Genomic DNA, 23,421 nt, shown 5'->3' on the forward strand with positions numbered 1-23,421 from the left:
TACGGACGCATCCGGAGCACTCTTACGGCGCGCCGTGTTCGGCTTTTGACAATCCCCTCCCCGTGGGCCTCAATTGGCACTACTGGTCTGTTTCATGCATGCCGGGTGGCCGTTTGGCCACGGGCGCGCCGGCTCTCCACGTCGCAGCAAAGGCACATCCGTCGTGAGGCGGCGTCGGAACGGCACGGGGCCCTCGGGTCAGCCAGCCTACCGGGGGGATAGGACCGACCAGATGCTAGGAAACCTGCAAAAACACGCCCCGGGGACGGGCAACGAGCAGGCGGAACCACCAAGTGCACACAACCTGGGAGCCTCCGGAAACGGCGGCCCCGGTGGGCACGGGAGTGGAGCCGGCATGCCTGCGGCCGCGGCCCCGCGGGAACCGAAAAAGGTGGCGCCCCTCCTGCGCGCGGCTGCGAGAAGTGCGAGGCGGAGCCATGTGTGGGCACTGGTCGCGGCGGTCCTTATTGTCGGAGGTTCGTGCGGTGCCGCCCTCGCGGCCGTCACGGAGGCCCACAACAATGCGCAGAAATCCCGCACGGCATTCGAGAGTTCCTCGGATGAGATCGCTTCGACGCTGCAGTTGGCGGTCCAGCACGAGGACGACTTGTCGCTCAGCGGCGCGGCCTACCTTGCCGGGAACCCGGACGGCTCCAACGCCCAATTCCTTCAGTGGTCCGATTCGATCCGGGCACTGGAACGCTATCCCGAGCTGCACGACTACGGAAACGCCGTCCTTGTCCCGGCTGAGGGCCTGGCCGCGTTCGCGGAGCAGGCGCAGAGGGACCCGTGGGCGTCGCTCGCCTCCTCGGGCAAATTCCAGGTTGATCCTCCGGGCGCCCGCGCGTACTACTGCCTGGGCACGGTTGGTCGGGTGCGAAGTGCCCAGACCGGGGCCCCCGTCGGGCAGGATTTTTGCGCGGGCGGGCGTGGACCGGCGCTTTTGGAGGCCAGGGACACCGGGGAAAGCTCTTACGCCCCGTTCACCGTCGGAGACGATCCGGCCCTCGGTGTTTCGACCCCTTACTATCGCGGCGGCTTCATCCCGCCGACGCTCGAGGGGCGCCGGGCCGCGTTCCTGGGGTGGTTCGGCATGACAACCGTGCCGAAGCTGATCCTGGACCGGGCCCTGCAGGGCCATCCGGATACTGCCGTCACGTTCCAGTACGGGACCGGGCCCTCGGCCGTGCTCTTCTCCAGCGGCACCGCGCCACAGGGTGCCCAGTCGGCGAGGATCGATCTCAAGAACGGATGGACGGTGCTGACCACCGGCCCCGTCCTCGGCGGTGGGGTAGCAGCGGACGGGAATGCTCTTGCGCTGCTGCTGGGCGGTATCTCGCTGAGCCTCATGCTCGGTGTGCTGGTGTACGTGTTGGGTACAAGCCGCGCCCGGGCTCTGAGGCTGGTGCAGGAACGGACGGCACAGCTCCGCGGCGCCCAGGCACAGTTGGTTGACTCCGCCCGCCAGGCCGGCATGGCTGAGATCGCCACGAACGTTTTGCACAATGTCGGGAACGTGCTCAACAGCGTCAACGTTTCCGCCAACCTTGCGGTCCAGAAGGTCAGGGGATCCAAGTCTGCTGGGCTTGGCAGGGCAGTTGCCCTGATGCGGGAACATCCCGATGACCTGGCCGATTTCCTCACGACCGATGCCCGCGGCAAGGCGCTCCCGCATTATCTGGAGGAGCTGGCGAAGACACTGGCGATCGAACAGGCAAGCGTCGCGGAAGAGCTGCTGCGCCTGACAGACGGCGTCGACCACATCAAGAAAATCGTCAGCGCCCAACAGTCGCTGGCTGGTGTATCCGGCGTGGTTGAGCCGGTGAACGTCAGGGAACTGGTGGAGGACGCGTTGCGCATGGCCGGTGTCTTGGGTAACGACACAGTCGTGGTCGCCAGGGATTTCCCCGCAGATTCGTTGCTGCCGCTGGACCGTCACAGAATCCTGCTCGTCCTGCTCAACATCATCGGCAACGCGATGCACGCAATGAAGCGGAATGCGGAACGGCCGCGCCAGATCAGCATCAGGGCCGAGGTTGCGGATGGGAAAGCGGTACGGATCATGGTGTCCGACACTGGTGAAGGGATCCCTGCGGAGAACCTGACCCGGATCTTCGCGCACGGGTTCACCACCCATGTTGATGGACACGGTTTCGGATTGCATAGTTCGGCGCTGGCGGCCAAAGAGATGGGCGGAACCTTGGACGTCCACAGCGACGGACCCGGTGCGGGCGCCACCTTCACTCTGGAATTGCCCCTTGAGAACCGGCCGGTGACGGCATGAGCACGCCGACGAATCGCCGCATCCTACTGATCGACGACACCTCCTCCATCCACGAGGACTTCCGGAGGATACTGTCCGGGGCGGGGGCCGGAACGGAAATGGACGCCGCAGAGGCGGCTCTCTTCGGCGAGGTGAGCAAGCCTGCCGCGGACAGCTTTGACCTCGAATCCGCCTATCAAGGGCGTGAAGGCCTGGACAAGGTCCGCGAGGCGATGGTGGCGGAGAAGCCCTACGCCTTGGCCTTTGTCGACATGCGCATGCCCCCAGGATGGGACGGGGTCGAGACCATTCAGGAGATCTGGCGAGCCGATCCCCGGCTGCAGATCGTGATCTGCACCGCCCACTCCGACTACTCCTGGGATGAGGTCCTCGGCCAGCTCGGCGTGGAGGATCGGCTGCTCATCCTCAAGAAACCCTTTGACAACATCGAGGTCGCGCAGCTGGCAGTTGCACTGACGACCAAGTGGGAAATGACACGGCGGGCGGAGGAGAAGGTGAGCCGGCTGGAAGCGGCAGTCCAGGAGCGAACCAACGCGCTGGAGGTGGCCAACCGGGAGCTGGAGGCACTCGTGCGCGAAGTCACCCAGCTCGCCACTCACGACGCCCTGACCGGGCTGCCGAACCGGCTGCTGTTCGCGGACCGGGCCGCCCAGGCGCTGGCCACGGCCCGCCGGGACGCCAGCCAGCCGGCCGTGCTGATGCTGGATCTGGACAGGTTCAAGGAAGTGAACGACACCCTCGGCCACCAATTCGGGGACGTGTTGCTGCGCCAAGTCGCCCTGCGGCTATCTGATGTACTGCGACCCGGCGACACGGTGGCGCGGTTCGGAGGTGACGAGTTCGTAGTGTTGCTCAGCGATGGGGGGCCCAGGGCCGGCGAAAATATCGCCATCCGCATCGGCCGGGCACTCGAGGCGTCGTTCGCCCTCGGGGACGCGACGGTCGGCATCGAGGCGAGCATCGGTATTGCGGCCGCAACCCAGGATCATGAGGACCCGACGTTGGAGGAGCTGCTCAGCCAAGCTGACATCGCCATGTACAAGGCGAAGGCGGACCGGTCCGGCTACGCCCATTATTCCGCCTGCACCGACGACAGCACGTCGGATCACCTGACATTGATCGGCGAGCTGCGCCAAGCGCTCGACTGCGAGGAGCTGGTGGTGTACTACCAGCCCAAATTCGCGGTCGACAGCGGCGAACTGCTGGGCGTGGAGGCGCTTGTTCGCTGGCAGCATCCCGCCCGCGGACTACTCCTGGCCGGAGACTTTATCCAAGTGGCCGAAGGGAGCACGCTCATCCACAGGCTCACAGACTTCGTCATGGCCCGTACGCTCCGCTGCTGCCGCACCTGGCTCGATCAGGGGGTGCAGCTGCCGGTGGCAGTCAATGTCAGCGCCCGCAGCCTGTTCGACACAGGCTTCCCCGGGGTGGTCTCCGGACACCTCTCCGACGCGGACGTCTCCGCCGGGCTGCTCACAATTGAGCTGACCGAGGGAGCCGTCATGGCCTATCCGGAAACTGCCGTGGACATTTTGCGGAGCCTACGAGACATGGGGGTCCGCCTGGCCGTGGATGATTTCGGCACCGGCTACTCCTCGATGGCCTACCTGAAGAACCTTCCCGTCCACGAGCTGAAGATCGACCGGTCGTTCATCAAGCATCTGACCCGCGACCATGACGATGCGGTGATCGTCAAAAGCGCCGTGGACCTGGGCCACGACCTTGGCCTGACCGTCGTGGCCGAAGGGGTCGAGGACGAGGGGACGATGGGGGCATTGAAATCTCTGGGCATGGATGCCGCACAGGGCTTCCACTTGGGCAGGCCCATGCCCGAGGAGGACCTCTGGCGGTGGTTCTGGGAACGTGCCGGCGCTCCAGGTCAGGCTGCAGACCGGTCGTCAGCCACCCCAGGTGTGCCCTTGCCGATCGTTGCGACGTCCTGACGGGCGGTGCCTTGTCCCGTGTTGTGGCCCGGGACAAGGCACGGACGGCCTGTGGGCTGGTTTCGTCAGTCTGCAGACCCTAGGTTGATGCCGACATTTTCCTCGGCATAGAAGCTCAGTGCGTATTTGTGCAGTATTTTGTCGTAGGTGCCATCCGCGACGACGGACCGTAGGGCGAGCAAGAGCGCATCGCGGAGTTGTGAATCCTTCTTCAGGACGCCGATCCCGGTGTGCGCCGGTGCGTAGCCGGCATGGTTGCGTGCGTCCTCCACGACTTCAAACATTGTGCCGTTCCCGGCAGTATGTGCCGCGTAGGCTGCGACCGGCGAATCGACGATCTCGGCGACGGCCCGGCCGGAATGGACCGCGCTTTGCACGTCCGTCTCGAGCGGCAGCTCGGCGATAATCATCGGTGCGGCTCCCCCCTCAAGGCATTTCGCGTCAAAGCCGTGCAGAATACCTGCCTGCACAGTGGCTATTTGGACCACCACGTCTTTACCGCAGAGATCAAGCACGTTGGTGATCTTCTGGGGGTTTCCGCTGGCGACGAGGATGGAAAACCCTGCATGGAGGTAGTCGACGAAGTCGAGTGTCTCCCGCCGAACCGGGGTTTCGCTCATGCCGGACATAATGACGTCATGCTTCCCGGACTGCAGGGAATCAATGATGGTGTCGAACGCCTGCGTCTGGAAATCCATTCGGACCCCAAGTTTGAGCCCGATGGCCTGCGCGAGGTCGTAGTCAAAGCCCGTCAGCTTGTTGTCAGCGTCCAGCATCTCCATCGGCGCGAAGGGTATGTCCGAGGCGACATTAATGACGCCGGCGGCCTTGTATTTGGCCGGGAGCGCCGCGGAGGCTGCCCCGTCAACGCTGCCACTGGGCGACGCCACCGCAGCTGCCGAATTTGCACTGCCTGAGCAGGCCGACAGGGCCACAACCAATGCGAGCCCGATCGATCCCACGAAGAGCCAGCCCGCACCGCCGTCATTTTTCGTTTTCAATGGAACTTCCCCGACTCTCGTGTGGCGTGGGTAACATCTTCCTATAAAAAACGTGCAAACAAGCTTCCTGTGTCCGTTGCGACGGGCGAGATTGGCTGTGACGGGCTGAAGCGCCTCGATGTGACGGTGGAAGTGTCCCCGCAGGACGATCTGGATAGGTCGCGCCCGGCAAGGTCCCGAGGCGAGGTTGACCCGTTGCACCGTCCCAGTGACCGACGCATTGCGCCCGTTTACACTGGGACCGCACCGGGTACGTGAACCTGGCCAACAGCCAGCAGTCCATGCGCTTCCCCGGGAAACCCGTCTGGAATTAGGGGACTGAACAAATATGACCGAGTATCGGCTGGCAATTCTGGATGACTACCAGCAGGTTTCGTGCGACTATGCAGACTGGGACTCCCTTGGTGCGGACGGCGTCAGCGTAACCGTCTTCAGCACGCCGTTCGCCTCTGAAGCCGACGCAGTCCACGCCCTCTTGGGCTTCGACATCGTTGTCGCCATGCGGGAGAGGACTCCGTTTCCGCGGGCTGTGTTGGCGGAGCTGCCTCGCCTGAAATTGCTGGTCACGACCGGCGCCGCAAACGCCGTCATCGATCTCGCGGCGGCGGAGGAGCATGGCGTTACCGTCTGTGGAACGGGCGGATCGCCGTCGGCGGCCCCTGAACTGACGTGGGCGCTGCTCATGGCGTTGGCCCGAAATCTGACCGCTGAAGAGAACGCGCTCCGGGCTGGACGTTGGCAGAACACTGTTGGTTCTGAACTCGCGGGCAAGACCCTGGGGATAGTCGGGCTGGGCAAGATCGGGCATAAGGTCGCGGCCTACGCGCACGCTTTCGGCATGAACGTACTGGCATGGAGTCAGAACCTGGAGGAGGAGACAACTAAAGCCGAAGGGGTCCGGAAAGTCAGTAAGGACGAACTCTTCCGGGAATCCGACATCGTGACCCTTCACCTCCGCCTGTCCCAGCGCTCCGAAGGGACGGTCGGCGAAGCTGAACTTCGGCTGCTGGGCCCAAGCGGAATGCTCGTCAACACGGCCAGGGGACCCCTCGTGAACCAGTCCGCCCTCATTCGTGCCCTCGAAGAAGGCTGGATCCGGGGCGCAGCCGTCGACGTCTACGATCAGGAACCCTTGCCGGTGGACCATCCGCTGTTGGCCACCCCGAACACTCTCCTGACACCGCATCTGGGCTACGTCACCCACGAGAGCTACGCGCAGTTCTACGGCGGAGCGCTCGAGGACGTCAAATCATGGCTGGCTGGCGCCCCCGTCCGTCAATTGATGCGACAGTAGCGAGACCTCAACCTGTGAACCTGGGGGCGCTATGCGCCAGCTGGTTGGAACAACTCGACGACGTTGCCGGACGGGTCTTCCAGCAATATCTGCTGACCGCCTGGACCGGTAACAATGTCGTTTCGGAAGGCGAGGCCTGCGGCACGCAGCCGCTCCACCTCGGCCGCGATATCGCCCACTATGAGGTGGATACGGTTCCATCCGCCCGGGGCCGGCACCGTGCCGTCCGGCATTGGTCGGCCTGCCGAGCTACTCGGCCCGCTCAGCAGAAGCCGTAGCCGGCCTCTTGTGACATCGGCGAACGCCGGTGCGGCGCTCATGCGGAGGGTGAATCCGAGGTGTTTTGTGTAGAAGTCGATGGCCGCTTCGACGTCGTCCACCATGTACCGGACGCTGACCATGTCCGTAGAGTTGTCGGGCATTGCTGGCTCCTTTCCGAACGCGTTTGGGGGTACTCGATTGCGAAAAGCAGGAACTGGATCCGCGTGGTCAGTTCGTCAGTTGTGCGGACGGACACGGGGTAGTCGTCTTGATTGTCTGCTTTTTCGGCCGCCGGATCTAGGCCCTTTCGCTGGAAGCGCCCGGGGTTAGGATGCCGTGTGAGCTTCAACCACGGCTACGCGGACAACCACGGTCTTCGCGTGTACTACGAGGCCCACGGCCGCGCGGTGCCCGGCCAGCCGCCGCTGCTCTTCATCCCGGGCGGCGGTTCCACCATCGGCACCAACTTCGGCGAACTCATCCCGCTACGGGCCGAACAGCGCCATGGTGACTACCTCGGCGAGCAGGCCGCCAGCGGCGGGGATCTCCGGACGATGCACGCCACCGTCCCGTTCCTGCTGCGGTTCCTCGGCGAGTAGCGGACCCCGCAAGGGCGCCTGACACCAACGCAAGCGGACGACGGCGGGGAGGTCCCGCCGTCGTCCGTTCACTGCTGCCGCAAGAAAGCGGCTCCGATGGTGCGTGCTAGTGCCAGAGCCCCAGGGCGAACTCGGCGATCACGGTGGAGAGCAGGAAGGATGCGGTGACGGCGACCAGGCCCACGGGAATGATTTTCCAGCCGATGTTCTTCAGCAGCGGGATGTCCTTGCCCAGGGACAGGCCCGCGAGCGTCAGCATGACGGTGGCGATGGACAGGAAGTCGACGGACTTGATGACCGTTGTGAGCGCTTCCGCTCCGAAGAACCAGGGGCTGGAGATGTAGGCGCCGATGGTGGTGACGTAGACGATCGCGGAGATCTTCCGGGTGACCTTCGCCAGCGCGATGCTGACCAGGACCAGGGCGAGCATGATTCCGTACCCGGCGACGATCGTCAGGCTGAATCCCTTGGCCGCCACCGAGGCTGTGCCGATGCCCAGGACCGTAAGGACTGACAGGGACAGCCACAGCGGGAGCTTGATGGCTGCCGAGGATTCGGCGACCCGTTCGCGGAACCGCCGGTTTTCTTCGGCCTGGGCCTCTTCCCGCTCAATGTCGGCCCGGCCGCGCTCTGCTGTGGCCCCTGCCGCGGTGGCACCTGCCGCGGTGGCACCTGCCGCGGCGGCCGCGGCTTCGCGGGTCTGCTTGCGGGTGAGGACCTTGTAGAACCGGTCCGCGAGCGGCAGCGCGATGTAGATTCCGACGTAGACGCCAAGGATGGTGGTGATCAGGTTGGACACTGCCGCCATGCCGAGGATGGCTTCCTGGTCCCCGGGGTAGGCCGCGATGATGCTGGCCGAGGACGCCGCCATCATGGAGCCGGACCCCACGCCGGCACCCATGGCCAGGGCCAGGGGGTCGAAGATCTTCCAGTTGGCCACAAGCGAGGTGAGCAGCGTGATGAACACGGCGCCAAAGAGGGTTCCGAAAACGTACATGGCCAGCACGCCCCGGTACTGGTCCGAATCGGGACCGTACTTTTCGGAGACCATGGCGAAGGACGGTTCGCGGTCCAGGGAGAACGTGGCCCCTACCGTTGCCTTGCCCATCCGGAGCAGGACAGCCAGCGGGAGGGCCAGCGCGATGGTGCCCAGCAGGTGGCCCACTTCCTGCAAAAGCAGGGCGGGCCCGGCCTTGATCAGGCTGGGGAGGCTGGGGCCGATGTTGAACGCCAGCCTGGCCACCAGGAGCAGAACGGCCACGCCCACCAGGGCGGCCGCGATCCGCTGCAGGTCCAGGCCCAGCGGCTTGAACTTCTGGATGGAGACCAAAAGCCCAAGGATGAGGCCCCAGACCATGGGGAAGATGACGATTGCGCCGATTCCGAGGTCAATCTTGGCCTGGCCGATCAGCTGGACGGCTACGGCAATGACAAAGGCCAAGGCGGCGACCGGCAGTGTCATCCGGGCACCAGCTTTGTCTATCCGCGCGTTTGGGGTGCTGGTACTCATGAGGTGCCTTCCTGGGTGAAAGTACGACGGCGGTATGCCGCTTTGATGAAGCGTGCTCGTTCGGTGGGGGTTGAGGCTGCTGCGGCGACGGTCCAGGCCAGCGCGGTGGCTGCCTCGAACATCACCCCGTACGCCTCCGGGGAGTCTGCAAGCGCGGCGAACGCGTGGGAGTGGATGGGCACGTCCGCACCGGGAATGCTCAGCCAGGGATGCAGGGACGGGATGACCTGGGAGATGTTGCCCATGTCGGTTGAGCCGCCGCTGAGGCCGGCCGAGGGCGAGGTGTCCTTGCCGAACGCCTCCATTGCCTCGGTCCAGTGCGCGGCCAGTGCGTTGTCCTGGAGCAGGGGTTCGTAGAGGGGTTCCGTTGCCTCGATGGCCAGCGTGGTGCCGGTGGCGAGGGCGGCTCCTTCGAAGCAGCGGCGGACGCGGTCCAGCAACGCCTCGTATTCCGGAAGGGTGAAGGCCCGGCACTCGAACTGGACCACCGCCCGTTCCGGAATGATGTTGGTGACGTGTCCGGCTTCGGCGACGTACAGGGCTATGCGGTGGTCGCCAGGGATCTGCTGACGCAGCAGCCCGACGGCCACCTGGCTCAGCACGGCCGCGTCCGCCGCGTTGACGCCCTGGTGCGGGGCTGCTGCTGCGTGCGCGGCCTTCCCAGTGAACGTCGCCTTGTACCGGCCTACGGCCTGGGCGCTGGTGCCCGCGGGGTTGTAGGTCAGGCCGTCCTGGACGGGATGGACCATCAGGGCCAGGCCGACGCCGTCGAACGCTCCCCGTTCCAGCAGGAGGGCCTTGCCGCCGCCGTGCTCCTCGGCGGGCGTTCCGATCGCCTTCAGCGTGATGCCCAGCTGGTCCACGAAGGGCTGCAGGGCAAGGGCCGCGGCGACGGAAGCACCTGCGATCAGGTTGTGCCCGCACGCGTGCCCGACGTCCGGGAGCGCATCGTATTCCACGCACAGGGCCACGGTGAGTTCGCCGCTGCCGGCGCTCGCGGTGAAGGCGGTGGGAAGGCCGCCGGTTCCGCGTTCAACCGCGAAGCCGCCGTCGGCCAGCAATGCTGCTGCCGCCTCGGCCGAGCGGACCTCCTCGAAGGACACCTCCCTGGCCGCGTGGATTTCCCGCGCCAGGGCCTGGACCCGCGGTTTCCAGTCCTCGACGCCGCCGGCAAGGGCGGCGCGGAGGGTTTCCATTGCGGCGGTTGTGTCTGTCAGTTCCATGAGTATCTGCCTGCTCTAGTCGGACGCTTTAGTAGGACAGCGACGGGAAGGGAACGCCTGCTGCGCGCGTGGGCACCCAGATGGCCTTCGTCTGGGTGTACTCGTCCAGGACGCCGGGACCGGAGGAACGGCCGTGACCGGAATCGCCGAAGCCGCCGAACGGGACTGCCACGTGGATGGTCTTGTAGGAGTTGATCCAAAACGTGCCGGCCTTCACCTCGCGGGCAATGTGATGGGCGCGGGAGACATCGGAGGTCCACACCGCACCGGCCAGGCCGAAGTTCGTGTTGTTGGCGCGGGCAATGGCCTCCGCTTCCGTGTCGAACGCGTCCGCCCCCACCACGGGACCGAAAACCTCCGTGGTTTCGAGGCGGTTCTGGGGCGTCACCCCGTCGAGCAAGGTCGGCATGACCCAGTGCCCGCCTGCCAGCGAGGACCCTGCGATTGCATCCGGAAGCGTCGCTCCGGTGACCCGGCGTCCGCCGTCGTTCAGTCCTGCCTCGATGAGGGAGTTGACGGTGGCGAACTGCTGGGCCGTGATGATCGGGCCCACCTCGGTGTCCGCGCTGAGCGGGTCGCCGACCCGCAGCCGCGCGGCCCGGTCGGCCACAAGTTCAACGAACTGTGCGTGCACGCTGCGCTCCACCAGGAGCCGTGATCCGGCGACGCATGACTGCCCCGCACCGGAGAAGATCGCCGAGATGGCGCCGTCGGCGGCACGGTCCAGATCGGCGTCGGCGAACACGATGTTCGCGCTTTTGCCGCCGAGTTCCAGCAGGGCGGGGATCCCGGCCTGCGCGGCCGCGACGGCCACCCGGCGCCCGGTGGGGACAGAGCCGATGAAGCTGACTTTGCCGACGCGCCGGTCGGTGGTGAGGGCGGCGCCCACGGTCTGGCCCAGTCCCGCCGCCACGTTGAAGACGCCTGCCGGCAGCCCCGCTTCGTGAGCCAGCTGGGCGAGCCGGACCGACGAGGCCGGGGTGAATTCGCTGGGCTTGATGATCACGGCGTTGCCGGCGGCCAGCGGGGCGGCGGAGTTCCAGCCCGCCGTGAACAGCGGAGCGTTCCACGGGGTGATGGCGACGACGACGCCCCACGGGACGCGTTCGGTGTAGGTGTGCCACGGCCCGGGAACGGGAATGGTCTGCCCCGTCAGCTTGTCCGCCCACCCCGCGTAGTAGCCGAACATTTCAGCCACTTTGGCGGCTTCGACGCGGGCGTCACGGATGGGCTTTCCAGTGGTGGCTGACTCGAGGATGGCAAGTTCCTCCGTGTGTGCTTCCACCACGCGGCTGACGTTGCGCAGGATGGCTGCCCGTTCGAATCCGTTCATCGCGCCCCAGGCCGCTGCACCGGTCGTTGAGCTTTCCAGGATGGCGTTGGCGCCCCCGGCGCCGGGGTCGGCATAGGTGGCAAAAGGTTCCCCGGTGGCCGCGGCAGTGAGCGTGATGCTCTCGCCGCTGCCCGGAACGGTCCTGCCGTCAAGGAAGGCGCCGAGGCCGGCCGGGAAGGCTGCGTCCAGGGCCGCCCGGGCGGTCGCTGCCGAGGAGGAGGTGGGTGCTGTGGTGAGGCTCAATGTGGTCTTCCTTTACGGCTGGGGGCTGGAGGCTCAGGCGAGGGCGGTGGTGCTGTTTGTGGTGCCAGGTGCGCCGGCGGGTGTGATGGCCGGGGCGACGGTCCTCGCGATTTCGGTGAAGTCCGCACGCGGTCCGAGGACGGCCAGGGCGTCCTGCCACTGGCCCGCCACGGCCGCCAGCAGGGCCGGGCTTTCGCCGATTTGCGCGGCGACCTCCACAGCGAGGGCGGCGTCCCGTGCCATGAGGCCCAGGGAGAACCCTGAATCGTGGGTGCCGGTGAGCACCCAGGTGGGATACATGTTCGCGGAGACTTTGCTGCCGCCGGAGGCTTCGCTGATACTCGCTGCCGCCTTGGCAGGATCGATGCCGTAGGCCTTGGCGACGCCCAAGGCCTCGCCCACGGAGACCAGGTTCGCGGCTGCCAGGACGTTGTTGAGGAGCTTGACCACGTTGCCGCTGCCGGGGCCACCGATGTGGTTGTACTTGCCGCCGGTGAGGGCCTGCAGGACTGGCTCGGCGGCGGCCAGAGCCGCATCGGTTGCTCCGACGAAGGCGCTCAGTGATCCCGTTGCTGCCCCGTCGCGGCCGCCGGAGACCGGCGCGTCCACGAAGGCCGCCCCTTGTGCTTCGGCAAGGGCGGCCATGAGTTTGCTGGTGGCCGGTTCGGAGGTGGTGGTGTCAATGATCGCGACGGTTCCCGGTGCCGCCAGGAGCTGGGGCACGGTGGTTTCGACGATGCTGGCGGCGGGCAGGGAGAGAACCGCGTAAGGGGTTCCGGCGATATCGGCAAGGTTGGCAGTGGTACGAATTCCCGTGTCGGAGGCGGCGGCCCTGGCTGCCTCGGAGGGGTCGAAACCGGTGACATCCCAGCCGGCCTGGTGGAGCGTGGCGGCCATCGCCCCGCCCATGGAGCCGAGGCCTATGACGGCTATGCGGCGGTCGGTGCTGGTGTTCATGAACTACTCCTGGAAAAGGCACGCGGGTGAGGGAGAGGCAAGGGGTGCCGGGGGTCAGTCGAGGTAGATGTCCAGGTCTTTCCACAGCTGCTGGGTGCGGCGGATGGCGGCGCGGCTGCGTTCGGGGTGCGCTGCCTCCATTCCCGCGAGCAGGCCGTAGACCAACGAGTTTGCGGCGGTGACGGACTGGAAGAAGGAGATTCCTTCCGAGGCCACCACCAGGAGGTGGTCAGCCGCAGCTGCCAGGCGGCCGCGGCGCATGTCGCTGATGGCAATCACCGTGGCGCCTGCCTGCTTGGCGGCCTCGGCGGTGACGATGATCTGCCGTATCGAGCGCCACATGTTGATGACCACCAGGACGTCCCCTTCTCCAAGGGTGTTGGTGCTGGAAGCGAGGTGGACGCCGCCGCGGTTCTCCAGCGTGATGGGGTATCCCATGGTGGAGCCCAGGTGCGCCATCACGCTGGCGGGGCCGGCGAAGGAGCCCAGCCCGACGACGGTGATGGACTTGGCGGCGGCCATGGCCGCGATGGCGGCCTCGGCGTCGTCGGCCGTATTGGAGTCCAGGGTCAGGCGCAGATTCTCGATGTCGTGGTTGAGCGCGTCATGCAGGGGGCTGCGGTGTTCGCCGTGCTCGGTCAGGGTGTCCTCGGTGGAGATCATCACGAGGTACCGGGAGCGCAGTTCCCGCTGGAGATCAGGCCAGCCCCGGTAGCCCAGATGCTGGGCTGCGCGGACCACCGTGGAGTTGTTGACGTCGGCGCGCTGGGCAATCTCGGCGATGTCGGCGTAGGAGGAGAGCTGCGGATTGCGGCCGATGACATCGACCACCCGGCTCTGGGCCTTGGACAGCGGAACGTCCGGAAACACGTCACCGAGCCAGGCATGGGAAACGTTCCCGGCGCCAGTGCCGCCGGCCGCGTTGGCTTCCAGATCGGCCGCATTGGTGTTCAAGTCCGGACCTCTTCTGTAACGTGGATCACTCTGCAAGGCTGATTGCATCAAATGTACTATGCAATTTCGTTTGCGACTAGTGGTTTGCGTTTCAGGCTTGTAAATCCTCAACCTGTTCAACAGGAGCGAGAGGTTCCGGGCTATTTCAGATGGCCGTTGTGGTGGCCGCGTGACTGCGCCACCATGATCCTATGGATGCTGAAATACCGAACGCCGAGGAGCTGAACCTTCCCCAGGCTTTGCTCCTTCTGGCAACGAACGACAAGGACGGCGAACCTGACGTGCCGCAGTCCGTGCTCAGGGCCGCCGTGGCAGGGGCAATACTGGCCGAGCTGGACCTGCTCGGTGCAATCAAGCTGCAGGGCAAGCACGTGAGGGCTACCGGCACCGCCCCGCAAACGGACTTCCAGCACCAGCTGGAACTCATCCGTGACAAATCACGGCAGCACACTCCCAAGCGCTGGGTCTCGATGCTGGAGAGCCGCGCCGAACTGCACCGTGTCTACGAGGGCATGGTTTCGCTGGGCATCGTGGATCATGTCGGCGAGAGACACCTCGGCCTGTTCAGGACCACGCGGTACCCGGAGAAGGACCACGCTCCGGAAGCTGCGCTCTTGCAAAAGATCCACGCCGCACTCAGCGGGGCGCCGCCCGATTCCGCGCCGTCCGATTCCGGAACGTCTGATCCAAGGACCACGGCCCTGATCGCACTGCTCCACGCGGCAGGGCTGCTCGAGAAGTTCTTCCCGGCGGCGGATCAAGGCAGGGCAAGGGAACTAGCGAAGGGCCATTGGCCTTCCCGCGCCGTGGCAAAAGAACTTCGCATGGTCAAACTGGCGGAGGCAGAAGCCGCAACCTAGCCAACCGTCGTCGGCTGCTTGTCGGCGCTGTAGGTCAGTGGGCCTCCAACGCCAGAGAACGACGGCGGGAAGTCACGCCGTCGTTCTCTCTCGGTTGCACGCGTGGGGACAGTCGAATACTTGCTGATGTCCCCACGCCACGCCACGCAACGACGTCGGCGGGAGACTCCCGCCGACGTCGTTGGGTTTACTAGGCCGAAACTGCCTCGAGGTTGGCTTCGCTTTGGTTGAGGCTGAGCGTGAAGGTGTTCGGGCCGCTGGCGTGGACCGCGATGTTGCTCTTGGCGGTGTTGTGCCGGACCGAGAGGTCGTGGACCAGGGCGTCCAGCTCGTGGTGCATCGTGGAGCGGTCCCAAAGCTTGTGGGTTACGGAGTTGGCAGTTTCAAACGTCATTGTTCAGTGCTTCCATTCATGAATCCGGATGTCCGGCTGCCGCACCGATGCGGAGCCGCCGTGGGGCCAGGAACGCCTGAGACCTCTGGGCAGCTCTGCGAGCTCACCGGTTTGGCCTCATTGCGTCCACCAGGATGGGTAAAACTGTGCCGCTGATCCACTGCCTGCGCATAGCTCCGGAGTGGTCAGGGCTGCTGTGGCGGGAATTTGGGTTCCCTGCCGTGCCTTTCCATAGTGCATGGCGCGGCGCAAACGACTCAAGCTAGATGGCGATTTTTGTGGGTGAGTCTCATCACAGCTGGTGGCTATGGTGGTGGAGCCGGGCGGGCCGTGACGGTTGCGTGCTCCGCACCCAGGTCCTGAAGGCGGCCCGAGTATTCGAGTTCGCCATCTGCCACCGGCAGCATCTTGCCGGTTGGGCTTCTAATCACACAGCAGGAGTCCCTTGGACCGAAAAGCGGCAACATATTGCCGGCACCTCCTTCGCCTACGATCCGGACTACCTGGAAGCAGGACTCCCCGGCGTGGCCACGACCCTGCCGGCGCGGGACGTGGTCATCGAGACTCCGGGCGGCGGACTGCCCGCGTTCTTCACAGGGCTCCTACCCGAAGGTCACCGCCTCACAGTCCTGAAGGATGCGGCCAAGACAAGCCTCAGCGACGAACTGACGCTGCTCCTGGCAGTCGGCGCCGACGCTCCCGGTGACGTGCAGATCGTCCCGGCCGGTGAAACACCCGCCGAACCGGACCCGCTGGCCGATATTACTGACCCGTCTCACCTGGACTTTGGTGCTCTGGCGGTAGTGGTAGACGTCCATGCCCTGCCCGGCGTCCAGCCAAAGGCCAGCGCCTCCAGGCTCTCGGCACCGCTGGCAGCCCGCGGCGGCCGGTACGTCCTCAAGCTGGATCCGCCGAACCACCCGCACCTGGTCCACAACGAGGCCATGCACCTTGCGGCGGCAAAAGCGCTGAAAATCCCCGTCTCGACCGCTTCCGTCGTCCAGGACCGGAACGGCCTGCCGGGCCTCCTGGTCACCCGTTTCGACCGGACGAGCGACGGCGACGAGTGGCGGCACCTGGCGATGGAAGACGGCGCCCAGGTCCTGGGTCTGCCGCCGTCGTCCAAGTACAACGTGACCTCTGAGGAGGTTGTTGCCGCCCTCGCCGGCGCCAGCAAGGCACCCGTCGTCGCCGTCAGGAACCTGTACCTCCAGTTCGTATTCGCCTGGCTGACCGGCAACGGCGACCTGCACGCCAAGAACGTCGCCATCCTGGGAAACCGGCGCGGAGGCTTCGTCGTGGCGCCGGTCTACGACATCCCCTGCACCCTCCTCTACGGGGACGACACCATGGCGCTGCCGGTGGCCAGCCGGGCAAAGAATTTGAGGGCCAGGCACTGGCAGGAGTTCGCGGACTCTATCGGCCTTCCCCAGCGGGCAGCCGCATCGGCGAATGCGCTCGCCCTGCGTGCAGAAGCCGGGATCGACCTGGAAGCTCTGCCGTTCACCGGCTCACCGCTCAATCACACGGTCCGGGAGCTGCGGCACCGGCGTCAGGAGCTATCCGGCTAGGTACTTCTACCCAACGGACGCGTCCGAGAGACGCATCGCGGTAGGGGCGATTTCCTTACAACAGCTCCTGAACGTGCAGGCTGAGCCACAAAACCACTGTGTCTTCGGGCTGGTCCACATCAATTCCAAAAAGTTCCCGAAGACGCCGCAAGCGATAGCGGAGCGTATTCTGGTGCACCGAAAGCGCCGCTGAGGTTTTGGCGGAATCGCGGGAGAAATCGAGGTAGGTGCGCAAGGTTTTCGCGTATTCGGTTCCTGATTCGGCGTCGTACTTCAGCATGCTGGCCGCGGCCGGGGACATAAGACGGGGCGTGTTCCGGAACAGTGCACCGAGTTCCAGCAGGGTCAGGCGGCTGCGCACTTCCTGGGCGTTGGCATAGTCACCGGCGCTCCGCCCGGAGGCGAGCATCAGCAGGACGAGGTCCGCGTCGTGCCGGGACCGGCTGATATCTGCGGCGGTGGTGACGGTAGAGCCCGTTGACGCCCGCAGCTTGACCCGCAGCGAAGCGGGCATTTTATGCAAGTGTACTCGAAGGAATGATATCGACAAGCCATACATCCGATGTCTGTGGTCCGCATTGGGCATTCGTGAGATCCTCACGGGCCGCGAGGATGCTGGTCGCAAGCTCAGCGGCCGGTGCGCATCCGATCACGTGCGCAACTCACCACGGCGGACAAGTCGAGCCCGTAGGTCGGCCCTTCGCCGGAACCGTACTCCTCGAGCCGGGCCGCCCCGCGCTCGAAGAGCCGGAGCGCGCCAACGCTGTTACCCCGGGCGGCGTGGGTGAGCCCGACGCAGATCTGGGCGAGACCTTGCCACAGGTTGCGTTCTTCGGCCGGCCCAGCTTTCCAGCGGGCCTCGAGCACCTCATGGGCTGCGAACGGCCGGCCAGCGTCCACCAGGCTCCGGGCCGAGACCAACGTCTCCGCCGGCGGCAGCGGCTCCTCCGAGACCGGCTCGACGCCAGCGCTTCCGTACGGCAGCGGCCGCCCGAGAGCGTCACGTGGCCGGGCCTGCCGCGGGCGGCTTGATGCATCCCGATCCCTGTCACCGGTCATTGCAGTTTCCGCGCTGAGCGTGGACGTTACCAACCTTCATACGCCCAATGCTAAGCCTTGATCCACCGATGTTGATTGGGGCTACGTCGGCGTTTTAAACCGAGAATGGCCGCCTTTTCAAGGAAAATGAAGTTTGTCTAGAACTCATTTTTCACCGAAAAGAGGCCATCTCGTAGATGCAAGTTTCCCACAAACCATCCGCGGTGTCGGTTTCCTTTGACGAGCCCAATCTCGTGTCGGCTGCCGGGCTGCTGCCGGTCATGACGCTGGCCCGGGACGCCGGGCTGCACGAGCTCGCCCAGGACTGGCTGACGGTGCCGACGGATAAGGGCGCGAACGCCGGGCTGAAAGTCGCTTCCCTGGTCGCCGGGATGGTCGCCGGGGCAGACTCGATTGATGACATGACCCTGTTGCGCCACGGCGGGATGAAGCGGCTCTTCACCGCCTGCTACGCGCCCTCGACCCTGGGCTCGTTCCTGCGGTCCTTCACGTTCGGGCACGTGCGCCAACTGGACGCTGTCGCCTCCCGTTTCCTGGCCGGCCTGGGGACCCGGGCCCCGCTGCTCGGGAGCCCCGGGGCGGAGGACTTCGTGTTCGTCGATGTTGACGACACGATCATCGAGGTCCACGGCTACGCCAAGCAGGGTTCCGGCTACGGGTACTCCGGGGTCCGCGGCCTGAACGCCCTGCTGGCCACGGTCTCCACCAAAGACACCGCCCCGGTAATCGCGGCCCAGCGGCTGCGCAAGGGCGCGGCGAACTCGGCCCGCGGAGCCAAACGCCTGATCACCGATGCCCTGTCCACGCTCAAAGGCCTCCAGACCGGAGGGCAGAGTCGCGGGCGGGTGCTCTGCCGGTTCGATTCGGCCTTCTATGGCCATGCAGCGGTTTCCGCCGCGCTGGCCGGCGGGGCCGAGGTCTCGGTGACCGTGCGCATGGACCCGGCCGTCAAACGGGCTATCGCCGGGATCCCGGAGACGGCATGGGAAATGATCGAATACACCGACGCGGTCTTCGACGAGACCACCAACACCTGGGTCTCGAAGGCTGAGGTCGCCGAAACCGTGTTCACCGCGTTCTCCTCCCGGAAAAAGGCCGAGCAGGTCACCGGCCGGCTGGTGGTGCGCCGCATCCCGGAACTGAACAAGAAAGCCAGCGACGGACAACCCACCTTGTTTGAAACCCATCGGCACCACGCGTTCTTCACCACCGTGGACGCCAAGGTTCTGGACACTGTCGCCGCGGACCAAACCCACCGCAAACACGCTCAGATCGAGCAGGTGAACGCCGATCTGAAGGACAGTGCGCTGGCTCATATGCCCTCAGGTGTTTTCGCGGCGAACTCCGCCTGGCTGGTTGCCGCGGTCATGGCCTATAACCTCACCCGCGCCGCCGGGCTCCTCGCCGCAGGCCCCTTCGGCAAGGCCCGGACCGGCACGATCCGCCGCAAACTCATCCACGTCCCGGCCCGCATCGCCACCAGCGCCCGGAAAATCCGGCTTCATCTCCCCGAAGCCTGGCCCTGGCAAACAGCATGGCAGGGCCTCTTCGAGCACCTCTACCCGCCGCCACAACCGGCCTGAACCCACACCAACCAGCCACACGGCGCAACCAGGACCACCAGTGGAACACCCCGACAGCGAGGCCGGATGATCCACCATGCCCAAACACCTCACCGCAGCCAGCCCGGAATTACGCCCGGGACCGGCTGCCGATCGGTGGATCAAGGCTAAGACCCGCACCGTACCGCACCGTACCGAAAGTTGTTCCGGACGCTCGTCGGAGACGAGCTTTTTGGAACAACATATGTGTGACTGTTACCTACATTTGGCGGTTTTTCGCAGGTTCGTTTGGCGGTCTGGCCGATGCCGATGACCCATCGACAAGAACATTGCCCAGGAATAGCCTTAAGCCGTTCGAGAGTGACCCGACGACGATGACGGAGAGGTGCCCGACATGGGAACCGAAGAGAATGCTGAACTGGTCCGGCGCGGATACGAGGCCTTCATTGCAGGGGATGTGGCGACACTCGGCGAATTATTCGCGGAGAACGCTGTCTGGCATGCTGCCGGAAACGGCGTCCTATCGGGCAAAAAGCAGGGACGCGACGCTATCCTGGCGTACTTCGGCGAGCTGGGGACACGCTCCGGCGGCAGCTTCAAGGTCACCGTCCAGGAGATCATCGGAGGGGAAGACCACTCGGTGGCGCTGCAGCACGAGCATGCTGAGAGCAACGGCAAAACTTTGGACAGGGACGGCGCACTCGCGTTCCAGCTTCGGGACGGACAGATTACCGAGGGCCGGGAGTTCTTCGCAGACACGGCACAGGGTGACGCATTCTGGGCATAGCCTCCAGCCAGGACGGCCACCGCCATTTTTGTTCCACCCCTGTTACTGGGTGACCCCCGGGTTGCCGGTCCCTTAAATCCCGAAATCGACCGTTAGTGGCCCGCCTCAGTTAGGCGACCCCTTGTCGACCCGCCGGTGGACACCCAGGAACCGAGCGGCTCGTCCGGCACATCGTCGTCCGCTTCCTCGGTCTGGCAAATCACGAAGCCGCGCGCCTGGTAGTTCGCCAGGGCTGCGGGACCGTCGAGGGCACAGGTGTGGACCCAGACACGGGCCACCTGCGGGAGGTCGAAGCGCTGTGTCAGCGACCATGCCGCCGTGATGCCGTGTTCCAGAAGCCGACCCCCGAGGCCTCGGCCGATCGCCTGCTCTGCGAGGCCGAAGTACCTGACCTCGACGTGCGTGCCATCCTCGGCGACGACAGGTTGAAGGTGGACATAGCCCCACGGCACGCCCTCGCCATAGAGGACCCAGAACTCTGTACCCGGCACCGCGAGCTCCTCGGCCCACTGCTGCCGTGTCCACTCAAGCCGATCCGTCCAGTGCCACGGCCCGCCGACCAGGCCATAGAGGAAGCGGGCGTACTCCGGTGTGACCCCAACAGCTCGGTCCAGACGTGTCTCATCGGGCAAAGGGCGCGCCGCCCAATCGGGCGGGAGGCGCATATGGAGCGTCGTGGTAGTGACCTTCATAGACATCTCAAGCCTTTCGATATCGATCGTATGTCAATCGTATTTGAGCCTGCCGGGATCGTGACTGCCCTGCAGTAGCATGAGCGGCAGAGTGTGACAGCAGCGCTGCGGACGGGACGGCCCGTTCGGTCGGTCGACACGGGGACGGCCTCGTGGAATGGGGTTCAACCCGTGTTTTCCTCTACTGGGCGATCCATTTTCACGCCCGTCGCTATTGTGCGCCTCGTGGTCGGCGGGGGCGCCGTCGTCGGATTGGTGTTTGCCGGGCCCCTGCTTGAGCCACCCGTTCCCACGCCGCTGCTGGTTGCTGCGCTCGTGGTCATCGTCGGTGTCGTTCTGGTCTGCGCCTTCGGGGTGGTCCATGAGGCCGAACATCTCGCCCACCGCCTTGGTGATCCCTACGGCTCCCTGGTCCTCACACTCTCGATCGTGTTGATCGAGGTGGTGCTCATTTCTGCCGTCATGCTGGGGCCCGGGGAGCACACCACCATCGCACGAGACTCGGTGATGGCCGTATCGATGATTATTCTCAATGCGGTGATCGGGCTCTCTCTTCTCGTCGGGGCGATCAAGCACGGCAATCTGGGCCACAACCGCACTGGCACCTCCTCCTATCTCGCCTTGCTCGTCGTTCTCGTCTCGTTGGCCTTTGCCCTGCCGGCCCTGATTGGTCGTGACGGCTCCTACACGCCGCGGCAGGAGATCCCCATCATCGTGCTGACCCTCGCCTTATATGCCTTCTTCCTCTACCGGCAGATGGGCAGGCAAGCCGACGACTTCCGGGAAGTCGATCCACGATTCTCCGCCGGTCCGGGCTTACGTGGCAGCGACGCCTCCGAGCAGGGCCGCCGGAGCGTCATCCGCGTCATCGCCGAGCATCGTTCCGAGTTATTGCTGCGGATTGCGTTGCTTGTCGTGACGGTCTTGCCCATCGTGCTGCTCTCGCACGGCATGGCCACTCTTCTGGACGACGGGCTCGGGCGCGTCGGTGCGCCCGTGGCGCTTTCCGGCATTCTGATCGCCATGATTGTTTTCTTGCCCGAGTCGATCACGTCAGTGCGCGCCGCGCTGCAGGGCGAGATTCAGCGTGTCAGCAATCTATGTCATGGTGCACTGGTCTCCACGGTTGGCCTGACCATTCCCGCAGTCCTCGTTATCGGCCTCGTCACCGGCCAGGCCGTCGTTCTGGGCGAGTCCTCGGCCAACCTGTTACTCCTTGGCGTCACGTTGATGCTGTCGGTGACAACGCTTGCTTCCAAGAAGGTGACGGCGATGCACGGCGCAGCCCATCTCGTGGTCTTCGCGGTCTACGGCATCGCCGTATTCTCCTGAGCCTCGCGGGTTCGTCAAAGAAACCGACAGAGGCGCAGACAGGTCCACCGACATGAAACGTGGGGCAGTTTACATCCGCGCGAATTTGGTCTTCACCATCAGGTAAAGGCCGTAACAGATCAGGCCGGCACCGACGGCGGTCAGCAGATATACCCCGTACGGCTGCTCGCGCAGCGCCTTCAATCCGCCATCCAGGCCAGTGGACTCCTGAGGGCGGGCGTTTACGGTGGCAATGATGAACAGCAATCCCACCAGAAACAGTGCGATGCCCTCGGCTATGTAGCCGGCCACGCCCAACCCCGTCACAACGGACCGACCGGTGCCCGAGGGAGGCAGCCGCAGATCCTTCTTGAACGATGCCTTGAATCCGCGGACCACGAAGACAATGCCGACGACGGCGACCGCGGCCCCGATAATGATCAGCAGGAATGGACCCCCGGGAGCTTTCATGATTGAGACCGTGAAATCGCTGGTGGTTTGTCCGCTGTTCTTGCTGTTTCCGCTCGCGGAGGCAGCGAACGTCAGCGCCATGGCGGCGAACACCACTGCCTTGCCGCCTGCGGAAAGTCTGTTCCCCACCTTCTTCTTGGTTTCCTGCTGACCGTAGCCGAACACGGCGTTTCCGGTTTGCCACAGGGCCAAGGCCACACAGGCGCCGAATCCGGTCCACAGCAGCAGCAGCCCCTGGGGCTGGCCGGCGAGTTGGGCGACGGCACCGCCCTGGTCGGCCTGTCCCGCCTTGCCGAAGGCCAACTGGATGGCGACGGAGCCGGTCAGAACGTGCAACAGGCCGCTGACGGCAAAACCTGCCCTGGCAGCGATCACAAGAGCCCTGGAGTTCGATGCCTCCTCGACCGCGTTCGCGGCCTCGTTCAGCTCTTTCTTCATTCTTCGTTCCTTGGTGCAGGCGCGATGCGAATGCGGGGCGGGTAACACACCCATTTTGCCACCTGAGACCGCGCTGATACAGGCCCGGTCTGAGCCAGCGAAGACAGCCCGGGCATACACGGACCGTTCCGGCAAACGTGCTATCCGTCGCTGTCGGTTTCGGTGTCCTCTGTGCCGGTGTCGAAGGGCTTGCCTGCGGTCGGCGGCTCGCCGGCCGCGAGACGGTCCGACTCCCGAGCCCCAATAGGGGACTGGGCTCCACCGGATCCGGCTTCGGCAGGTGACGGTCCAGGCGGTACGGCCCCGGCTGTCGCAGAGCGGGTCACGGTCCGCTGTCCCTCGGTCATGGCGGGGTCGTTGAACACCTGCTCTACGGGCGCCTCGCCTGATTTGGCATGTTCCGGACGCGAGTGGTCACCCTGCGCCTTGGTGCCCGACTCGGCGATGTCGACCGCTTCGCCCACATCTGCACCGCTGCGGGCTTGATCGGCCGGGATGTCGGCACTCGGCGCGGGATGCCGGGCCTGGGATGCGGCGTCCTGGCCGCCGTGCGGATTCTCGGACATCGGCATACCTTTGCGATTGGTGTCTGCCGCTTTTCGGTAGTAAGCCAGCTTACCTCCCGGCGGGCAGCTCGTCGAGGACAATGGGTCGCGACGGCCCGCAGCTAGTGT

The 23,421-nt window shown here is 65.3% G+C and carries 22 protein-coding genes; 9 read left to right on the forward strand and 13 right to left on the reverse strand.

What is annotated here, in order from left to right:
* Positions 1-355: 355 nt before the first annotated feature.
* Together ACVWZ8_RS10530 and ACVWZ8_RS10535 are read left to right on the forward strand one after the other, a co-directional pair.
* Positions 356-2,284 carry an ATP-binding protein gene (locus tag ACVWZ8_RS10530; protein ID WP_456504605.1) on the forward strand — a complete coding sequence of 643 codons (1,929 nt, stop codon included), beginning with the start codon at positions 356-358 and terminating at the stop codon, positions 2,282-2,284.
* On the forward strand, positions 2,281-4,227 hold the full coding sequence (locus tag ACVWZ8_RS10535) for a putative bifunctional diguanylate cyclase/phosphodiesterase (RefSeq protein WP_456504606.1): 1,947 nt from the start codon (positions 2,281-2,283) through the stop codon (positions 4,225-4,227). Before ACVWZ8_RS10530 ends, ACVWZ8_RS10535 begins: the two co-directional genes overlap by 4 nt.
* Before the next feature lie 65 nt (positions 4,228-4,292).
* Here the strand turns inward: ACVWZ8_RS10535 and ACVWZ8_RS10540 are convergent, their stop codons facing one another.
* Positions 4,293-5,228, reverse strand: coding sequence for an ABC transporter substrate-binding protein (locus ACVWZ8_RS10540; protein WP_456504607.1), 936 nt, complete (start codon positions 5,226-5,228; stop codon positions 4,293-4,295).
* 328 nt (positions 5,229-5,556) lie between these two features.
* Here ACVWZ8_RS10540 and ACVWZ8_RS10545 point away from each other — a divergent pair, with 328 nt between their 5' ends.
* A complete protein-coding gene (locus ACVWZ8_RS10545; protein ID WP_456504608.1) occupies positions 5,557-6,522 on the forward strand; it encodes a D-2-hydroxyacid dehydrogenase family protein in 966 nt (321 codons plus the stop codon).
* Between the two features lie 29 nt (positions 6,523-6,551).
* On the opposite strand, the gene ACVWZ8_RS10550 is transcribed toward ACVWZ8_RS10545, so the two are convergent.
* Positions 6,552-6,944: a VOC family protein gene (locus tag ACVWZ8_RS10550; protein WP_456504609.1), complete on the reverse strand. Its 393-nt coding sequence runs from the start codon at positions 6,942-6,944 to the stop codon at positions 6,552-6,554.
* A 177-nt stretch (positions 6,945-7,121) separates the two neighbouring features.
* Here ACVWZ8_RS10550 and ACVWZ8_RS10555 point away from each other — a divergent pair, with 177 nt between their 5' ends.
* Positions 7,122-7,382, forward strand: coding sequence for a hypothetical protein (locus tag ACVWZ8_RS10555; protein WP_456504610.1), 261 nt, complete (start codon positions 7,122-7,124; stop codon positions 7,380-7,382).
* A 106-nt stretch (positions 7,383-7,488) separates the two neighbouring features.
* Here ACVWZ8_RS10555 and ACVWZ8_RS10560 read toward each other — a convergent pair whose 3' ends face one another.
* The 5 genes from ACVWZ8_RS10560 to ACVWZ8_RS10580 are packed head-to-tail and all read right to left on the reverse strand — an operon-like array spanning position 7,489 to position 13,602.
* Positions 7,489-8,892 (reverse strand): DUF3100 domain-containing protein, encoded by a 1,404-nt coding sequence (locus ACVWZ8_RS10560; RefSeq protein WP_456504611.1) that lies wholly within the window; start codon positions 8,890-8,892, stop codon positions 7,489-7,491.
* Positions 8,889-10,115, reverse strand: coding sequence for an amidohydrolase (locus ACVWZ8_RS10565; protein ID WP_456504612.1), 1,227 nt, complete (start codon positions 10,113-10,115; stop codon positions 8,889-8,891). The genes ACVWZ8_RS10560 and ACVWZ8_RS10565 overlap by 4 nt, the downstream gene beginning before the upstream one ends.
* Positions 10,116-10,143: 28 nt before the next feature.
* Positions 10,144-11,691, reverse strand: a complete 1,548-nt coding sequence (locus ACVWZ8_RS10570; protein WP_456504613.1) for an aldehyde dehydrogenase family protein — start codon at positions 11,689-11,691, stop codon at positions 10,144-10,146.
* A gap of 33 nt (positions 11,692-11,724) precedes the next feature.
* The gene (locus tag ACVWZ8_RS10575) at positions 11,725-12,648 is read right to left on the reverse strand and encodes an NAD(P)-dependent oxidoreductase (protein ID WP_456504614.1); all 924 of its coding nucleotides are present in this window, start codon (positions 12,646-12,648) and stop codon (positions 11,725-11,727) included.
* 54 nt (positions 12,649-12,702) lie between these two features.
* Positions 12,703-13,602 (reverse strand): MurR/RpiR family transcriptional regulator, encoded by a 900-nt coding sequence (locus tag ACVWZ8_RS10580; RefSeq protein ID WP_426979394.1) that lies wholly within the window; start codon positions 13,600-13,602, stop codon positions 12,703-12,705.
* 191 nt (positions 13,603-13,793) lie between these two features.
* Here ACVWZ8_RS10580 and ACVWZ8_RS10585 point away from each other — a divergent pair, with 191 nt between their 5' ends.
* On the forward strand, positions 13,794-14,462 hold the full coding sequence (locus ACVWZ8_RS10585) for a GOLPH3/VPS74 family protein (RefSeq protein WP_426979393.1): 669 nt from the start codon (positions 13,794-13,796) through the stop codon (positions 14,460-14,462).
* Between the two features lie 190 nt (positions 14,463-14,652).
* On the opposite strand, the gene ACVWZ8_RS10590 is transcribed toward ACVWZ8_RS10585, so the two are convergent.
* Positions 14,653-14,856 carry a hypothetical protein gene (locus ACVWZ8_RS10590; RefSeq protein ID WP_426979392.1) on the reverse strand — a complete coding sequence of 68 codons (204 nt, stop codon included), beginning with the start codon at positions 14,854-14,856 and terminating at the stop codon, positions 14,653-14,655.
* A 278-nt stretch (positions 14,857-15,134) separates the two neighbouring features.
* Between ACVWZ8_RS10590 and ACVWZ8_RS10595 the strand changes: the two genes are divergently transcribed.
* Positions 15,135-16,427, forward strand: coding sequence for a type II toxin-antitoxin system HipA family toxin (locus tag ACVWZ8_RS10595; RefSeq protein WP_456504615.1), 1,293 nt, complete (start codon positions 15,135-15,137; stop codon positions 16,425-16,427).
* Positions 16,428-16,482: 55 nt separating this feature from the next.
* Here ACVWZ8_RS10595 and ACVWZ8_RS10600 read toward each other — a convergent pair whose 3' ends face one another.
* Both ACVWZ8_RS10600 and ACVWZ8_RS10605 read right to left on the reverse strand, forming a co-directional pair.
* Positions 16,483-16,941 carry a PucR family transcriptional regulator gene (locus ACVWZ8_RS10600; protein ID WP_456504616.1) on the reverse strand — a complete coding sequence of 153 codons (459 nt, stop codon included), beginning with the start codon at positions 16,939-16,941 and terminating at the stop codon, positions 16,483-16,485.
* A 113-nt stretch (positions 16,942-17,054) separates the two neighbouring features.
* Entirely contained in the window at positions 17,055-17,486 is a 432-nt protein-coding gene (locus tag ACVWZ8_RS10605) for a DUF309 domain-containing protein (protein ID WP_456504617.1), read from the reverse strand.
* A 176-nt stretch (positions 17,487-17,662) separates the two neighbouring features.
* On the opposite strand from ACVWZ8_RS10605, the gene ACVWZ8_RS10610 reads away from it, so the two are divergent.
* Positions 17,663-19,069 (forward strand): IS1380 family transposase, encoded by a 1,407-nt coding sequence (locus ACVWZ8_RS10610; protein ID WP_456503408.1) that lies wholly within the window; start codon positions 17,663-17,665, stop codon positions 19,067-19,069.
* Positions 19,070-19,442: 373 nt separating this feature from the next.
* The gene (locus ACVWZ8_RS10615) at positions 19,443-19,835 is read left to right on the forward strand and encodes a nuclear transport factor 2 family protein (protein ID WP_426979365.1); all 393 of its coding nucleotides are present in this window, start codon (positions 19,443-19,445) and stop codon (positions 19,833-19,835) included.
* Between the two features lie 92 nt (positions 19,836-19,927).
* Here ACVWZ8_RS10615 and ACVWZ8_RS10620 read toward each other — a convergent pair whose 3' ends face one another.
* Positions 19,928-20,467 carry a GNAT family N-acetyltransferase gene (locus tag ACVWZ8_RS10620; RefSeq protein ID WP_456504618.1) on the reverse strand — a complete coding sequence of 180 codons (540 nt, stop codon included), beginning with the start codon at positions 20,465-20,467 and terminating at the stop codon, positions 19,928-19,930.
* A gap of 231 nt (positions 20,468-20,698) precedes the next feature.
* On the opposite strand from ACVWZ8_RS10620, the gene ACVWZ8_RS10625 reads away from it, so the two are divergent.
* On the forward strand, positions 20,699-21,859 hold the full coding sequence (locus ACVWZ8_RS10625; protein WP_456504619.1) for a calcium:proton antiporter: 1,161 nt from the start codon (positions 20,699-20,701) through the stop codon (positions 21,857-21,859).
* 69 nt (positions 21,860-21,928) lie between these two features.
* On the opposite strand, the gene ACVWZ8_RS10630 is transcribed toward ACVWZ8_RS10625, so the two are convergent.
* Both ACVWZ8_RS10630 and ACVWZ8_RS10635 read right to left on the reverse strand, forming a co-directional pair.
* The gene (locus ACVWZ8_RS10630) at positions 21,929-22,747 is read right to left on the reverse strand and encodes a DUF1206 domain-containing protein (RefSeq protein WP_426979363.1); all 819 of its coding nucleotides are present in this window, start codon (positions 22,745-22,747) and stop codon (positions 21,929-21,931) included.
* 140 nt (positions 22,748-22,887) lie between these two features.
* Positions 22,888-23,313 (reverse strand): hypothetical protein, encoded by a 426-nt coding sequence (locus ACVWZ8_RS10635; protein ID WP_456504620.1) that lies wholly within the window; start codon positions 23,311-23,313, stop codon positions 22,888-22,890.
* Between the last annotated feature and the right edge of the window lie 108 nt (positions 23,314-23,421).

It is taken from the genome of Arthrobacter sp. UYCu723, assembly GCF_054059215.1.

What these genes read in the sequence shown, in the direction of transcription:
- ACVWZ8_RS10530 (WP_456504605.1), top strand. Translation starts at nt 356, where the DNA reads ATGCCTGCGGCCGCGGCCCCGCGGGAACCGAAAAAGGTGGCGCCCCTC.
- ACVWZ8_RS10535 (WP_456504606.1), top strand. Translation starts at nt 2,281, where the DNA reads ATGAGCACGCCGACGAATCGCCGCATCCTACTGATCGACGACACCTCC.
- ACVWZ8_RS10545 (WP_456504608.1), top strand. Translation starts at nt 5,557, where the DNA reads ATGACCGAGTATCGGCTGGCAATTCTGGATGACTACCAGCAGGTTTCG.
- ACVWZ8_RS10550 (WP_456504609.1), bottom strand. Translation starts at nt 6,944, where the DNA reads ATGCCCGACAACTCTACGGACATGGTCAGCGTCCGGTACATGGTGGAC.
- ACVWZ8_RS10560 (WP_456504611.1), bottom strand. Translation starts at nt 8,892, where the DNA reads ATGAGTACCAGCACCCCAAACGCGCGGATAGACAAAGCTGGTGCCCGG.
- ACVWZ8_RS10565 (WP_456504612.1), bottom strand. Translation starts at nt 10,115, where the DNA reads ATGGAACTGACAGACACAACCGCCGCAATGGAAACCCTCCGCGCCGCC.
- ACVWZ8_RS10575 (WP_456504614.1), bottom strand. Translation starts at nt 12,648, where the DNA reads ATGAACACCAGCACCGACCGCCGCATAGCCGTCATAGGCCTCGGCTCC.
- ACVWZ8_RS10585 (WP_426979393.1), top strand. Translation starts at nt 13,794, where the DNA reads ATGGATGCTGAAATACCGAACGCCGAGGAGCTGAACCTTCCCCAGGCT.
- ACVWZ8_RS10590 (WP_426979392.1), bottom strand. Translation starts at nt 14,856, where the DNA reads ATGACGTTTGAAACTGCCAACTCCGTAACCCACAAGCTTTGGGACCGC.
- ACVWZ8_RS10600 (WP_456504616.1), bottom strand. Translation starts at nt 16,941, where the DNA reads ATGCCCGCTTCGCTGCGGGTCAAGCTGCGGGCGTCAACGGGCTCTACC.
- ACVWZ8_RS10605 (WP_456504617.1), bottom strand. Translation starts at nt 17,486, where the DNA reads ATGACCGGTGACAGGGATCGGGATGCATCAAGCCGCCCGCGGCAGGCC.
- ACVWZ8_RS10610 (WP_456503408.1), top strand. Translation starts at nt 17,663, where the DNA reads ATGCAAGTTTCCCACAAACCATCCGCGGTGTCGGTTTCCTTTGACGAG.
- ACVWZ8_RS10615 (WP_426979365.1), top strand. Translation starts at nt 19,443, where the DNA reads ATGGGAACCGAAGAGAATGCTGAACTGGTCCGGCGCGGATACGAGGCC.
- ACVWZ8_RS10630 (WP_426979363.1), bottom strand. Translation starts at nt 22,747, where the DNA reads ATGAAGAAAGAGCTGAACGAGGCCGCGAACGCGGTCGAGGAGGCATCG.
- ACVWZ8_RS10635 (WP_456504620.1), bottom strand. Translation starts at nt 23,313, where the DNA reads ATGTCCGAGAATCCGCACGGCGGCCAGGACGCCGCATCCCAGGCCCGG.